Origin of the sequence: Rhodovulum visakhapatnamense (assembly GCF_004365965.1) — a bacterium.
Taxonomy (GTDB): Bacteria; Pseudomonadota; Alphaproteobacteria; order Rhodobacterales; family Rhodobacteraceae; genus Rhodovulum; species Rhodovulum visakhapatnamense.
In genome coordinates, this window is the sequence record NZ_SOEB01000041.1 from 1 (window position 1) to 12,369 (window position 12,369).

General features: G+C 67.6%; 18 protein-coding genes and 1 tRNA gene. 16 read left to right on the forward strand and 3 right to left on the reverse strand.

The annotated features are described in order from the left end of the window. Nucleotides 1–114: 114 nt before the first annotated feature. Nucleotides 115–357 carry a hypothetical protein gene (locus EV657_RS20140; protein WP_134079580.1) on the reverse strand — a complete coding sequence of 81 codons (243 nt, stop codon included), beginning with the start codon at nt 355–357 and terminating at the stop codon, nt 115–117. A 122-nt stretch (nt 358–479) separates the two neighbouring features. Between EV657_RS20140 and EV657_RS20145 the strand changes: the two genes are divergently transcribed. From EV657_RS20145 to EV657_RS20180, 9 genes are all read left to right on the forward strand, one after another. Beyond that, nucleotides 480–770: a helix-turn-helix domain-containing protein gene (locus tag EV657_RS20145; RefSeq protein WP_134079582.1), complete on the forward strand. Its 291-nt coding sequence runs from the start codon at nt 480–482 to the stop codon at nt 768–770. Nucleotides 771–1,013: 243 nt separating this feature from the next. After that, nucleotides 1,014–1,304, forward strand: coding sequence for a hypothetical protein (locus tag EV657_RS20150; protein WP_134079583.1), 291 nt, complete (start codon nt 1,014–1,016; stop codon nt 1,302–1,304). 56 nt (nt 1,305–1,360) lie between these two features. After that, entirely contained in the window at nt 1,361–1,513 is a 153-nt protein-coding gene (locus tag EV657_RS21740) for a hypothetical protein (protein ID WP_166673747.1), read from the forward strand. After that, a complete protein-coding gene (locus tag EV657_RS20155) occupies nt 1,513–1,740 on the forward strand; it encodes a hypothetical protein (RefSeq protein ID WP_134079585.1) in 228 nt (75 codons plus the stop codon). Before EV657_RS21740 ends, EV657_RS20155 begins: the two co-directional genes overlap by 1 nt. Beyond that, nucleotides 1,737–1,997 (forward strand): hypothetical protein, encoded by a 261-nt coding sequence (locus tag EV657_RS20160; RefSeq protein ID WP_134079586.1) that lies wholly within the window; start codon nt 1,737–1,739, stop codon nt 1,995–1,997. Before EV657_RS20155 ends, EV657_RS20160 begins: the two co-directional genes overlap by 4 nt. Nucleotides 1,998–2,017: 20 nt before the next feature. After that, on the forward strand, nt 2,018–3,649 hold the full coding sequence (locus tag EV657_RS20165) for a DNA cytosine methyltransferase (protein ID WP_134079588.1): 1,632 nt from the start codon (nt 2,018–2,020) through the stop codon (nt 3,647–3,649). Between the two features lie 39 nt (nt 3,650–3,688). Then, nucleotides 3,689–3,901, forward strand: a complete 213-nt coding sequence (locus EV657_RS20170) for a hypothetical protein (protein WP_134079590.1) — start codon at nt 3,689–3,691, stop codon at nt 3,899–3,901. A 25-nt stretch (nt 3,902–3,926) separates the two neighbouring features. Next, complete coding sequence (locus EV657_RS22820; protein WP_425057273.1) at nt 3,927–4,193, forward strand: excisionase family DNA-binding protein; 267 nt, start codon at nt 3,927–3,929, stop codon at nt 4,191–4,193. After that, on the forward strand, nt 4,100–5,098 hold the full coding sequence (locus EV657_RS20180; protein WP_425057274.1) for a tyrosine-type recombinase/integrase: 999 nt from the start codon (nt 4,100–4,102) through the stop codon (nt 5,096–5,098). Before EV657_RS22820 ends, EV657_RS20180 begins: the two co-directional genes overlap by 94 nt. 5 nt (nt 5,099–5,103) lie before the next feature. Here the strand turns inward: EV657_RS20180 and EV657_RS20185 are convergent. Then, nucleotides 5,104–5,180: transfer RNA gene (locus EV657_RS20185), tRNA-Arg, on the reverse strand. A gap of 114 nt (nt 5,181–5,294) precedes the next feature. On the opposite strand from EV657_RS20185, the gene EV657_RS20190 reads away from it, so the two are divergent. The 6 genes from EV657_RS20190 (at nt 5,295) to EV657_RS20215 (ending at nt 11,688) form a co-directional block, all read left to right on the forward strand. Then, nucleotides 5,295–6,368, forward strand: coding sequence for a LacI family DNA-binding transcriptional regulator (locus EV657_RS20190; RefSeq protein WP_243837757.1), 1,074 nt, complete (start codon nt 5,295–5,297; stop codon nt 6,366–6,368). 38 nt (nt 6,369–6,406) lie between these two features. Beyond that, nucleotides 6,407–7,141: a glycosyltransferase family 2 protein gene (locus tag EV657_RS20195; RefSeq protein WP_075787361.1), complete on the forward strand. Its 735-nt coding sequence runs from the start codon at nt 6,407–6,409 to the stop codon at nt 7,139–7,141. Next, entirely contained in the window at nt 7,131–7,442 is a 312-nt protein-coding gene (locus EV657_RS20200; RefSeq protein WP_113670464.1) for a lipid-A-disaccharide synthase N-terminal domain-containing protein, read from the forward strand. Before EV657_RS20195 ends, EV657_RS20200 begins: the two co-directional genes overlap by 11 nt. Beyond that, on the forward strand, nt 7,417–8,868 hold the full coding sequence (locus tag EV657_RS20205) for an ArnT family glycosyltransferase (RefSeq protein ID WP_166673748.1): 1,452 nt from the start codon (nt 7,417–7,419) through the stop codon (nt 8,866–8,868). The genes EV657_RS20200 and EV657_RS20205 overlap by 26 nt, the downstream gene beginning before the upstream one ends. 465 nt (nt 8,869–9,333) lie before the next feature. Beyond that, complete coding sequence (locus tag EV657_RS20210; RefSeq protein ID WP_134079598.1) at nt 9,334–10,818, forward strand: SulP family inorganic anion transporter; 1,485 nt, start codon at nt 9,334–9,336, stop codon at nt 10,816–10,818. A 15-nt stretch (nt 10,819–10,833) separates the two neighbouring features. Continuing rightward, nucleotides 10,834–11,688 carry a universal stress protein gene (locus EV657_RS20215; RefSeq protein ID WP_134079600.1) on the forward strand — a complete coding sequence of 285 codons (855 nt, stop codon included), beginning with the start codon at nt 10,834–10,836 and terminating at the stop codon, nt 11,686–11,688. On the opposite strand, the gene EV657_RS20220 is transcribed toward EV657_RS20215, so the two are convergent. Continuing rightward, nucleotides 11,678–11,935 carry a terminase large subunit domain-containing protein gene (locus tag EV657_RS20220; RefSeq protein WP_425057272.1) on the reverse strand — a complete coding sequence of 86 codons (258 nt, stop codon included), beginning with the start codon at nt 11,933–11,935 and terminating at the stop codon, nt 11,678–11,680. The genes EV657_RS20215 and EV657_RS20220 overlap by 11 nt on opposite strands. Before the next feature lie 55 nt (nt 11,936–11,990). On the opposite strand from EV657_RS20220, the gene EV657_RS20225 reads away from it, so the two are divergent. Next, the gene (locus EV657_RS20225) at nt 11,991–12,266 is read left to right on the forward strand and encodes a hypothetical protein (RefSeq protein WP_134079602.1); all 276 of its coding nucleotides are present in this window, start codon (nt 11,991–11,993) and stop codon (nt 12,264–12,266) included. The last annotated feature ends 103 nt before the right edge of the window (nt 12,267–12,369 follow it).

Below are 12,369 nucleotides of genomic sequence, written 5' to 3' on the forward strand. Positions count from 1 at the left end.
CCCGCTCCTGCGGGTCGCGCAAATTCTGGAAGGACTTTTGCATATGACTTCCTCCAATATGACCGCATGGGCCGGTCGCCGCTGAAAAGAGGACGAGAGGGGGCGTCGAGGGCATCAATTGGTGCCCCCTTCGCTTTTGGCTTTGTTGGGAAAGAAATCGTCCGGCGAAATGGCAACAAGACCTTGCCGGGCGGCCTCCATGATCTTGAGCTGAGCGGTGCGCGGGATCTCCCCGCCCGTGCCGCCTCGTTCCCGAGGCAGCCGCCAGCGGTAGATCCAGTTCTTTCTCACACCAACGATCTCTGCGGTACGCGCAACGCCACCACATTTTGCAATGATCTTGTCTGCCACGCTCATTGGCCCCTCCTGCGGTGGTGGCCTGAACTTTCGTTTATCGAAAGTCTCATGTCAACAGCCATGACCATCGAGCTTTCCGCAACAGGCATGGATTTCACCGCCAATATCGAAAATGCTCTGGCATGCGCCTCGCCTGGATAGACGAACAACTGGAAGCCCACGGAATGAGCCGTCGCGAGCTCGCCGCTCGGATCGGCCTGACCGAAGCTCAGATGTCCAAGGTGATGGGAGGAAGTCGCAAGTTGTCCGCAGATGAAGCGGACGCCATCCGCCGCGTGTTCGGCTACTCCACGCCGGACAATCCAGAAGACCCAGATATATCTAGGATTTACAGAATCTTATCACAGCTCGGTGAGCGGCAAAGACGCGCTGTAGTTCTGTATCTGGAAGCCCTTGCGGGTGACGGCGAATAGCCTCCGCGAGCATTTCAACTAGCAACTGAAACGCGTCGCGATCCCTCTCCTGCGCAGCGCGTGCCGCACGCAGGCCTCTGTCGATGTACATTGAGGCAGACTCCATTCTATCGAGCGCGCGCTTCCCTACGACTCCTCCCCCGTGGTCTCGCTACCATCAAGTTTCCGTTTTGGAAAGTTTTCTCTTGACCTGATACTTTCTTTTTTCGAAAGTCTTCCTACCGAAACGGAAAGGGGAGACCCATGAAGACCATCCTGACCACCGCCACCGCGCTTGCCCTGCTGGCCGCGCCCGCGCTCGCCGCCATCAACGCCACCGAGGATCTGTCGGCCATCCGCCAGCCCTCGGCCGATGGCGCGGACTGCTTCGCCGCCATCGCGGGCACCAACGCCTTCCAGCGCACCCACGCCCCGGGCTGCATCTATTACCGCGCCCCCACCGGCACCGACCCGAAGGAGGTCGAGGCCGCCGATCCCGAGCCAGCCGATCCGGGCGAGGCCGAGGGCGAGGACAGCGAGAACGCCGGTCTCTGAGCATCGGTGCGGGCCGCGCGTCGGCCCTCATCCCATGCCCAGACCCGGAGGACCTCATGCCCCGCATGCCCAAAATCCCCGACCTTCCCGCAACCTACGGCTTCGGCACCTGGCGCGATGCGCTGCTGGGCGCCCTGATCGGCGCGCTCTTCGTCGGCTCGGCTTGGGGCGGCGTCACGCTGGCCCGGATCGCGGAGGCCAGCCTCTGATGGCCGCGATCCTCGCCATTGCCCCGCAGATCGCCGACCGCCTCGCGACCGAAGCCGCCAAGGCCCAGACTGAGGCCAACACCGCCCGCGTCGCCGCCAAATCGAGCGCGCGCGACGGCAAGCCGCTGCTCGCCCGCGCCGCCTTCGCCCGGGCCGAGCGGTTGCAGGGCCGCGCCAGCACGCTCAGCGCCTTGGCCGAACAGGCCCGGGCAGGCGGTGCCGCATGAGCCTCATCGACGCCATCGCTCCGCCACCCGACGCGCTGGCCGCCTTCGTCGCCGAATGGCAGGGCGCCGCTCCCGAGGTCCGCCTCGCCGCCATCCGCGGCGCGCTTCGCCGCGACGGGCTCGAAATCCCAGCGCTGCCCGGGCGGGCGCCCTTCTACGAGATCCAGCTCTTCGGGCTGACTGCCACCGGCCGCGACGAGGCCGAGGCCGCCCAAAAATGGATGGAGGCGGCCATCCGCCTCTGCCCCTTCGCCTGACATACAAGGACCGCCCGCCGATGCCCGATGGCGCCCTCTTTCCGGTCGAGCCCGCGACCCGTGCCCCCTTCGACCCGACCCCGATGATCGTCGACAGCTTCGCGGGCGGGGGCGGGGCCTCGACCGGGATCGAGATGGCGCTCGGCCGCAGCCCCGATGTCGCGATCAATTACGATGCCGCGGCGCTCGCCCTTCATCAGGCCAACCACCCGGCGACGCGGCATCTCAATTCCAATGTCTGGCATGTCGATCCGGCCGAGATCTGCCGTGGTCGCCGTGTCGGGCTCGCCTGGTTCAGCCCCGACTGCAAGCATCACAGCAAGGCCAAGGGCGGCAAGCCCGTCGCCCGCAACATCCGCGATCTGGCCTGGGTCGTCGTGCTCTGGGCGCGCCGGGTCCGGCCCGAGGTGATCGCGCTGGAAAATGTCGAGGAGTTCCGCGATTGGGGTCCGCTGACCGAGGCCAACCGCCCCTGTCCCGAGCGCCGCGGCCAGACCTTCCGCCATTGGGTCGGCGAGCTGCGCCGCCTCGGCTATCGCGTCGAGTGGCGCGAGCTGCGCGCCTGCGACTACGGCGCGCCCACGATCCGCAAGCGGCTTTTCCTGATCGCCCGCCGCGACGGCCGCCCCATCGTCTGGCCCGCGCCGACCCACGGCGCCCCGGACAGTCCCGAGGTGCAGGCGGGCCGCCGCGCCCCCTGGCGGACCGCCGCCGGGATCGTCGACTGGTCGCTGCCGTGCCCGTCGATCTTCGACAGCTCGGCCGAGATCCTCGCCCGGCACGGGCTGCGCGCGGTGCGCCCCTTGAAAGAGCCGACCCTGCGCCGCATCGCCCGCGGCGTGATGCGCTACGTGATCGAGGCGCAGGAGCCGTTCCTCGTGACCTACGCCCAGCAGGGCGGCGCGGTGCGGTCGGGCTTCGACCCGCTGCACACCGTCACCGCCAGCGCCAAGGACCAGAACGCCCTCGTCGTGCCGACGCTGGTCCAGACCGGCTATGGCGAGCGGCCGGGCCAGGCGCCGCGGGTGCCCGGGCTCGACCGCCCGCTCGGAACCGTGGTCGCGGGCGGCGCCAAGCATGCGCTGGTCGCGGCCTTCCTCGCCCAGCACAATGCCGGGGCGCGGATGCAGCGCCATGCCGGCCGTCCGGCCGGGGCGCCGCTCTCCACCCTCACCACCCGCGGCACGCAACAGCAGATCGTGGCCGCGCACCTGATGAGCCTGCACGGCACGACCCGCCGCGATCAGTCCCTCGCCGCGCCCGTGCCGACGCTCTGCGCCGGGGACGGGCACGGCGCGCTGGTCGCGGCCTTCCTGCAGAAATACTATGGCGCGGGTACCGGCCAGGCAGCGGGCGCGCCGCTGCACACGCTCTCGACCCGCGACACCTTCGGGCTGGTGACGGTCGAGATCGACGGCGCGACCTATGCCATCGCCGATATCGGCATGCGCATGCTGACCCCGCGCGAGATGTTCCGCGCCCAGGGCTTCCCCGAGAGCTACCGGATCGACACCGCCCCGGACGGCCGTGCCTTCACCAAGACCGAACAGACCCGCATGTGCGGCAACTCGGTCTGCCCGCCCGTCGCCGCCGCCATCATCGCGGCCAACTGTCCGCACCTGGCCGCCGCCCCGCAGCGCCATGCCGGATGACCCCGCGCGCAGCGCCCAGACCATAAAGGAGCCCCTCTGATGCCCCGGACCATCCCCGACCGGATCGAGGAGATCGAGAGCCTCGCCCGGCACAATTGCGACGAGCTGGCGGGCCTGACCGCCGAGCTGGCCGAGCTGCAGGCCCGCGTCGACAAGCTGGAGCGCAGATCGGCCGAGGCACCGCCCCGTCCGAACTGCCCGCGATGCGGAGGATCCGGTGCGATCAAGAAGGAGGGCAAGGACGATGGCTGAACCGCAACGCCCCTACACCCCGGACATGCTGGCCGAGCGCTGGGGTTGCTCGGGCGAAACCGTGCGCGCGATGATCCGGGACGGCCGCCTGCCCGCCTTCCGAGTCGGCGGGCGACTTCTCAGGGTATCAGCGCAGACGGTGAGGGACTTCGAATGCGGGACTATCGGCTCGGCCGCCTCAAGGGCCGACATGTCGTCATCTGGACGGACGACGATGGCAAACGGCGACGCTATCGTCTTGAGGCCCACACGGCCCGGGAGGCCGAGCGGGAAGCGCGCGACCTCATCCTGAGGCTCGACGCCCCGCCCGCAGGCATGACGGTCGCGCAGGTCTGGGACGCCTATCGCATGGAAATGGGCGACCGGCGCCAGGGCGCTAAGGTTGCCCAGGCCGGAGGCGTTGTGCTGCCCCATTTCGGGCACCTGTCGGTCGGGCAGATCACCGTGGCAGACTGCCGAAGCTACACCGCAAAACGCCGCTCGGCCGGGCGCAAGGATGGAACGATCAGATCCGAGCTCGGGTGCCTTCGGTCCGCGATCCTCTGGGCCCGGAAGACCCGCCTGATCTCCACCACCCCGGCAATCGAGATGCCGCCGACACCGGCGCCGCGCGACCGCTATCTGTCCCGGGAGGAGGTGGACAAGTTGCTGGCCGCCGCCATCGACCCGCATATTCGGCTGGCCATGCTGCTGATGCTGACAACGGCGGGACGAAGCGGCGCGGTTCTGGAATTGACCTGGGGCCGGGTCGACCTGGCGAACCGCACGATCAAGCTGGCGACGAACGATCTGGGCCCGCGCAAGGGCCGCGCCACGGTGCCGATCAACGACACGCTCATGGCGGCGCTTCAGGAAGCGAGACAGGCCGCGGTTTCGGAGTACGTCGTGGAATGGGGCGGGCGCCGCGTCGGGTCGATCAAGACCGGGTTCAATGCCGCCGTCGCGCGGGCCGGAATCGCCCACTGCACGCCGCACGATCTGCGCCGGACAGCAGGCCGATTCATGGCCGAGGCCGGTGTGCCCATCGAGGAAATTGCGGAGTATCTCGGCCACACGAATCCGAACATCACACGCTCGACCTATGCGCGCTTCAGCCCCGGCCATCTGCGTCGCGCGGCCGGATCTTTGGAGTTCGGAACGCCCAAATTGGTTCAACGAACCAGAGGGCAATCCCCAAAACACAACCTAAGTATTTGATTTTATGGTGATCCCGGCAGGACTCGAACCTGCAACCTATCCCTTAGGAGGGGATTGCTCTATCCAGTTGAGCCACGGGACCACGCGCGGTCTTTTTCCCCGGAAAACGCCGCAGTTGCAAGACCGCTTCGCCTTGGACATCCGGGCCATTCCCGCTTAACTGGTGCGACCACCCCCCTGAAGGACCCGGCGCCCCGTGACCGCAGACCGTCCCGACAGACCGAGCCGACCGCTGACGCTGCGCGACGTGTCCGAAGCCTCGGGCGTCAGCGAGATGACGGTCAGCCGCGTGCTGCGGCACAGCGGCGATGTCTCGGAAAAGACCCGCGCCAAGGTGCTGGAGGCGGCCAAGCGGCTGGGTTACGTGCCGAACCGCATCGCGGGCGGGCTGGCCAGCCAGCGGGTGAACCTCGTCGGCGTGATCATCCCGTCGCTGTCGAACATGGTCTTCCCCGAGGTGCTGGCCGGCATCAACGAGGTGCTCGAGGACACCCCGTTGCAGCCGGTCTTCGGGCTGTCGCGCTACGACCCGCCGTATGAGGAAAAGGTGCTGTTCGAGATGCTGTCCTGGCGGCCATCGGGGCTGATCGTGACCGGGCTCGAACATTCCGAGGCCAGCCGGGCGATGCTGCGGGCCGCGGGGATTCCGGTGGTCGAGATCCTCGATCTGGACGGCGAGCCCATCGACTCGGTCGTCGGCATCTCGCATCGCCGGGCCGGGGCCGAGATGGCGCGGGCCATCGCTGGCGCAGGCTATCGCCGGATCGGCTTTCTCGGCACCAAGATGCCGATGGACCACCGGGCCCGGAAGCGGTTCGAGGGCTTCACCGGGGCGCTGGCGCGGGCCGGGCTTGAGATCGTCGATCAGGAATTCTATTCGGGCGGATCGGGGCTCGAGAAGGGGCGCGAGATGACGCGGGCGCTGCTGGACCGTCATCCCGATCTGGATTTCCTTTACTTCTCCAACGACATGATCGCGGCGGGCGGGCTGCTTTACTGTCTGGAGCGCGGCTTCGACGTGCCGGGCAAGCTGGGGCTGGCGGGCTTCAACGGCATCGAGCTTCTGAGCGGTCTGCCGCTGCGCCCGGCCACCATGGACATCCAGCGGCGCGAGATCGGCCGCCGTGCGGCGCAGATCATCGCCGATTGCGTCGCGAAGGGCCTGCCCGGCAAGGGCGAGCGCGTGGCGCTGACGCCACGGATCGACCCGGGCCATACCCTTCGCGCCGACCTTGCCAGATGTGGACAAGCCGTCCGCGATCAGGTTTAACCGCGGCCAAATCGCTCCGGCGCCCCAACGAGGCCTCAATGCCAGCCGTTTCCATCGTCATTCCCATGAAGAACGAGGCCGAGAACGTGGCCTTCCTTCTGGGCGAAATCGCCGAGGCCTGTGCGGGTCTCGACAGCCACGAGGTGATCGTCGTCGACGACGGCTCGACCGACACGACGGCGGCCATCGTCGCCGAGCGGATGAAATCCGACCCTGCCTTGCGGCTGCTGCGCCACCCGAATTCGGGCGGGCAGAGCGCAGCCGTGCACAGCGGAGTGCTGGCAGCGCGCGCACCTGTGGTCTGCACGCTCGACGGCGACGGCCAGAACCCGCCTGCCGAACTGCCGAAGCTCTGGGCGCCGCTCCTGGCCGACGAGACCGGAAGGCTGGGGCTGGTGGCGGGCCAGCGGGTCGGGCGGCAGGATACCGCCTCGAAGAAATGGGCCTCGCGCGCGGCCAATGCGATCCGGGCGCGGCTGCTGAAGGACGGCACCCGCGACACCGGCTGCGGGCTCAAGGGCTTCCGGCGCGACCTGTTCCTGACGCTGCCCTATTTCGACCACATGCACCGCTATCTGCCCGCGCTCTTCAAGCGGGACGGCTGGGAGATCGCGCTGGTCGATGTCAGCCACCGCGAACGCCATGCCGGACAGTCGAACTACAACAACCTCCAGCGCGCCCTAGTCGGCATTCACGACCTGATCGGCGTGTCCTGGCTGATCCTGCGCCGCAAGAAGGCCCGCGCCACCGAGGAGGTTCCGCATGGCCATTGAGGCCCTCTTCGGCTGGCTGCATGTCGACGGCTGGGCCGAATTCTGGTGGGTCGTCGTCGGGCTGGGCGGACAGCTGATGTTCACCGCCCGCTTCCTGGTGCAGTGGATCGCCTCGGAACGGGCGCGCAATTCGGTGGTGCCGGTGGCCTTCTGGTATTTCTCGATGGCGGGCGGCGTGATCCTTCTGGCCTATGCGATCTACCGCAAGGACCCGGTCTTCATCCTGGGGCAGGTCACCGGCGTCTTCATCTACACCCGCAACCTCTGGCTCATTCATGCGCACCGGCGCCGCAGCGCCTGACCGCCACGGCTGGCTGATCCCGGCCGCGACAGCCGTCCTCGCGGTGACGGCGATCCGGGTCTGGCTGCTCTGGCTGAACCGGATGGACCTCTTCGTCGACGAGGCCCAGTACTGGCTCTGGGGGCGCGAGCTGGCCTTCGGCTATTATTCGAAGCCGCCAATGATCGGCTGGGTGATCCGGGCGGTGACAGAGATGGCCGGCAATGACGCGCCGTTCTGGGTGCGGCTGCCCGCGCCGCTGTTCCATGCCGCGACGGCGCTGATCCTCGGCCGGATCGCGGCCGGGCTCTGGGGCCGGCAGGCGGCGATCTGGGTGGCGCTGGGCTTCATCACCCTGCCGATGGTCGCGGCAGGCTCGATCCTGATCTCGACCGACACCATCATGTTCCCGTTTCTGGCGCTGGCGCTCGGGTTCTGGCTGCGGATGCTGGCGCGGCCCGGACCGGGATGGGCGCTGGCGGCGGGCGTGGCGCTGGGGCTGGCCTTCCTGTCGAAATACGCGGCGATCTACTACCCGCTTTGCGCCGCGCTGGCGGCCGTTCTGATCCGCCCTGCCCGGCCGCGGCTGCGCGACGCGGGCCTGGCGCTTCTGGCCTTCGCGGTAACGATTTCGCCCAATGTGGTCTGGAACCTGCAAAACGGTCTGACCACGCTCGAACACACGCTCGACAATGCCGACTGGGTGCGCGACCCCTCGGGCCGGGCCGGGTTCAATATCGCCGGGCTTGCCGAGTTTCTGGGCAGCCAGTTCGCCGTCTTCGGCCCGGTGCTGTTCGCGGCGCTGATCTGGGGCGCGCTGCGCTGGTCCGACCGCGACGCGCCGACCCGGCTGATGCTGGTCTTCGCGCTGCCGGTCGTGGCCATCGTCTCGGTCGAGGCGCTGTTGTCCGGGGCCTATGCCAACTGGGCGGCGGCGGCCTATCTGGCGGGGACACTGGCGGTGCTGCCGCGGCTGGGCCGGGGGCTGAGGATCGCGTCCTTCGCGATCAACGGCACGGTGGCACTGGCGCTGCCGGTGCTGGGGGTCTACGCGCCTTCGGCCAGCTTCGGCGGGCCTCCGGTCCTGGAACGCTATCTGGGGCGGGTGGATCTCAGCGACAGGATCCTCGACATCGCCGAGGCCGAGGGGCAGCGGGTGATCGTCGCCGACAATCGCGATCTCCTGGCCGATCTCTTCTATACCGGGCGCGACCGCGACGTGTCGATCCATGCGCCGCCGCCCGAGGGCCGTGCCTCGAACCATTACGCCCTGCGTCACGCCCTGCCGCGCGGCCTGTCCGGCACGGTGCTGTATGTCGCGGCCGGAACGCCCCCGGCCTGCGCGGCCGGGACCGACCCGCTGACTGAGCTGACCCCCGAGACCGGCGCCTATCGCGGCAAGCAGTTCGTGCTGTTCAAGCTTCCGGCCAGTTGCTGGAACGGCTGAGCGCCCGAGGCGCTTCGGCCTGACCATCTCCCATCTCTCGGCCCGCCTGGTCGGGCTGACCTCCTTGGGCATGGCGATCCGGAAGCGGGCCGAAAGCTCGATCGGCCGCGATCACACCGGCATCCATGATCGGGTGCTCCTGCCGCGCTGCCCAGTCCTGGGCCTCGCGCTTGGCGGCAAAAGCCCTGCACCGCCGCTCGCCGCGACACGCGACCTGCGCGCGTCAGCCCTTCATGCCCGTCCTTTCCACGCGCGACACGAACGGCAGGCAGCAGATACGACACGGCAGGTCCGCGCTGCTTTGGCTGTTGGCCTTGGCGCCGGATTTTTGTATGCGAATGGTGATCCGCCCCGGGCCCGGCCTATTGCCGGGTGGTGGCTTTCAGCGCCAGTTCTCCGGACCACCGACATCCCAGACTGCCGCGCCCCCTGCCGGAGCGTCGGCGGCCCGCCACCGGAATGACCATGAACGCACTCTACGCCTATCGCGACCAGTGGATCGGAAACGTCCGCGGTGACATCCTGGCCGGACTGGTCGTGGCGCTTGCCCTGATCCCCGAGGCCATCGCGTTCTCGATCATCGCTGGCGTCGATCCAAAGGTCGGGCTTTACGCCTCTTTCTCGATTGCGGTGATCGTGGCCATCACCGGCGGGCGGCCCGGCATGATCTCGGCCGCGACAGCGGCAACGGCGGTTCTGATGGTGACGCTCGTCAAGGAGCACGGGCTGCAATACCTGCTGGCGGCCACCGTGCTGGCGGGGCTGATCCAGATCGGAGCGGGGCTGGCCAAGCTTGGCCAGTTGATGCGGTTCGTCTCGCGCTCGGTCATCACCGGCTTCGTCAACGCACTGGCGATCCTGATCTTCCTCGCGCAGGTGCCCGAACTGATCGGCGTGACCTGGGTGACCTATGTCATGGTCGCGGCGGGGCTTGCGATCATCTACCTCTTTCCGCTGCTGACGACCTCGGTGCCCTCGCCCCTGATCACGATCATCGTTCTGACGGCGGTGACGATGGCCTTCGGGGTCGATGTCCGTACCGTGTCGGACATGGGGGAGTTGCCCGACACGCTGCCGGTCTTCCTGATCCCCGACATCCCGCTGACGCTTGAGACGCTGAAGATCATCCTGCCCTATTCGATCGGGGTGGCCGCGGTGGGATTGCTGGAAAGCCTGATGACGCAGACCATCGTGGACGATCTGACCGACACCCCCAGCGACCGGAACCAGGAATGCATCGGTCAGGGCATCGCCAATACCTGCACCGGGTTCATCGGCGGCATGGCGGGCTGCGCCATGATCGGCCAGTCGATGATCAACGTAAAATCGGGCGGACGCGGGCGGCTGTCGACCTTTACCGCGGGGACGATGCTTCTGTTCCTGATCGTCGTGCTGGGCGACCTGGTCGGACAGATCCCGATGCCGGCGCTGGTCGCGATCATGATCATGGTGTCCATCGGCACGTTCTCATGGTCCTCGATCCGGACCTTGCGCGACCATCCGCGGTCGTCCTCCATCGTGATGCTGGCGACGGTGTTCTTCGTGGTCTACACCCATAACCTCGCCATCGGCGTTCTGGTCGGCGTGCTGCTGTCGGGCATCTTCTTTTCGGCCAAGATCGCCCAGCTTTTCCGGGTCACGTCCGAGATTTCGCCCGACGGGCGCGCGCGCACCTATGTGGTCGAGGGCCAGCTTTTCTTCGCCTCGACCGAGGAGTTCATGCGTGCCTTCGACTTCAAGGAGGCCCTGGAGCGCGTCACCATCGATGTCAGCCGCGCCCATATCTGGGACGTCTCGTCCGTTGCGGCACTGGACATGGTCGTGCTCAAGTTCCGCCGCGAGGGCGCCGAGGTCGAGATCAGGGGCATGAATGCGGCATCCGAAACCATCGTCGACAAGCTGGCCGTGCATGACAAGCCCGGCGCGATGGACGATCTCTTGGGTCACTGACGGGGGTATGGGACGATGACAGGGATGCTGATGGCGCTGGTCGACGGATCGGCCTATTCCGAAAGCGTGTGCCGCCACGCGGCCTGGATCGCAAAGCGCTCGGGCGCGCAGGTCAAGCTTTACCACGTGCTCGACCCGCGCCGGGCCCAGGGGCGGCGCGATCTGTCGGGCTCGATCCGGCTGGGCGCGCGATCGCAGTTGATGGAACAGCTCAGCGATCTGGATGAACAGCACGCCAAGCTTTCGCAGGCCCAGGGCCGCGCGATCCTGGAGGATGCCAAGGCCTTGATCGAGGGGGAAGGCGTCACCGATGTCATCACCCGGTTGCGCCACGACGACATCGTGAACACGGTCGAACAGAAGGAAGCCGCGGCCGACATGATCGTGATCGGCAAGCGGGGCGAGGCAGCCGGGCTGGAAAGCGCCCATCTCGGCTCCAACTTCGAGCGGATCGTGCGCGCCTGTCACAAGCCGGTCTTCGTCTCGAACCGCAGCTTCGCGCCGATCGAACGCGTGCTGATCGCCTATGACGGGGGTGTCTCCTCGATGAAGGCGGTCGACCATGTTGCCCGCAACCCGGTCTTTGCAGGGCTGAAGGTGATCGTGGCGACTGCGGGCCAAGACACGGCCGACCTGCGCCGCGCTCTGGAAAAGGCGCGTGTCACGCTGAACGCGGGCGGGCATGAAGCCGAGGTGAAACTTCTGAAAGGCGCCCCGGACAAGGCACTGGCCGATCTGGTCGAAACGGACGGGATCGATCTTCTGGTGATGGGCGCCTACGGGCATTCGCGCATACGAACCCTGGTCATCGGCTCGACCACCACCGGGATGATCCGTTCCTGCAAGGTTCCGGTCGTGCTCATGCGCTAGACTGCGGCTGTTTCTGGCAGGAGGTCCCGAGGGGCTCTTGCCCGGCTTGCGGTGTTGCCCGTGTCCATGAAGGCCGACAGCGCGGGCGCTGCCATGATCGCGCGTGATTTCGCCCCGCGCGTGATGCCCGCGTCGTCGCGGTGCAGAAGCCCTGCGGCGGCGCCTCGCCGTCGAAAAGCTGGGTGTAGAGCATCGGCACCGCGGTATCGGTCGTCTTCCGGACCCGGTGGCCCATCGGCACCAGCAAGCGCGCCGCCTTCGAGCTGCTGCACTGGACCGGATTTCGGATTGGCGATGCGGTGATGATCGGCCCGGGCCATGTGGATCGCGCCGGGGTCCTGATCTACACCCAAAGCAAGGTGAAACAGCCCGCCTTCGTGCCCTGGACCGCCAGACTGCCCGCCTATGCCGAAGGCTATGCCGGGGATCGCGAGGCGATGCACGACGCGCTGGCCGCGCTCAATTCACGCCACATGACGTTCCTCGCGACGGCCGCGGGCGCCCCGAGATCCGAAAAGGGCCTCGGCAACATGATCCGGGCCGCGGCGGCGGAAGCTGGCATCGAGAAAAGCGCCTGACCTGCCCCCCGGTCGTCCCTCGTTCATAACGAGAGTCCTTGGGGTTGTGCCCTGCTCCCCAACCTTGGACCGCGGGAAGTTGGATTTTTCCGGCTGCCTCACG

Bases quoted from the DNA above. Each gene is read 5' to 3' on its own strand.
- EV657_RS20165 (WP_134079588.1), top strand. From the start codon at position 2,018: ATGCCCGATGGCGCCCTCTTTCCGGTCGAGCCCGCGACCCGTGCCCCC.
- EV657_RS20170 (WP_134079590.1), top strand. From the start codon at position 3,689: ATGCCCCGGACCATCCCCGACCGGATCGAGGAGATCGAGAGCCTCGCC.
- EV657_RS20225 (WP_134079602.1), top strand. From the start codon at position 11,991: ATGATCGGCCCGGGCCATGTGGATCGCGCCGGGGTCCTGATCTACACC.
- EV657_RS20215 (WP_134079600.1), top strand. From the start codon at position 10,834: ATGACAGGGATGCTGATGGCGCTGGTCGACGGATCGGCCTATTCCGAA.
- EV657_RS20140 (WP_134079580.1), bottom strand. From the start codon at position 357: ATGAGCGTGGCAGACAAGATCATTGCAAAATGTGGTGGCGTTGCGCGT.
- EV657_RS20160 (WP_134079586.1), top strand. From the start codon at position 1,737: ATGAGCCTCATCGACGCCATCGCTCCGCCACCCGACGCGCTGGCCGCC.
- EV657_RS20150 (WP_134079583.1), top strand. From the start codon at position 1,014: ATGAAGACCATCCTGACCACCGCCACCGCGCTTGCCCTGCTGGCCGCG.
- EV657_RS22820 (WP_425057273.1), top strand. From the start codon at position 3,927: ATGCTGGCCGAGCGCTGGGGTTGCTCGGGCGAAACCGTGCGCGCGATG.
- EV657_RS21740 (WP_166673747.1), top strand. From the start codon at position 1,361: ATGCCCCGCATGCCCAAAATCCCCGACCTTCCCGCAACCTACGGCTTC.
- EV657_RS20195 (WP_075787361.1), top strand. From the start codon at position 6,407: ATGCCAGCCGTTTCCATCGTCATTCCCATGAAGAACGAGGCCGAGAAC.
- EV657_RS20205 (WP_166673748.1), top strand. From the start codon at position 7,417: ATGCGCACCGGCGCCGCAGCGCCTGACCGCCACGGCTGGCTGATCCCG.
- EV657_RS20200 (WP_113670464.1), top strand. From the start codon at position 7,131: ATGGCCATTGAGGCCCTCTTCGGCTGGCTGCATGTCGACGGCTGGGCC.
- EV657_RS20155 (WP_134079585.1), top strand. From the start codon at position 1,513: ATGGCCGCGATCCTCGCCATTGCCCCGCAGATCGCCGACCGCCTCGCG.
- EV657_RS20145 (WP_134079582.1), top strand. From the start codon at position 480: ATGCGCCTCGCCTGGATAGACGAACAACTGGAAGCCCACGGAATGAGC.
- EV657_RS20210 (WP_134079598.1), top strand. From the start codon at position 9,334: ATGAACGCACTCTACGCCTATCGCGACCAGTGGATCGGAAACGTCCGC.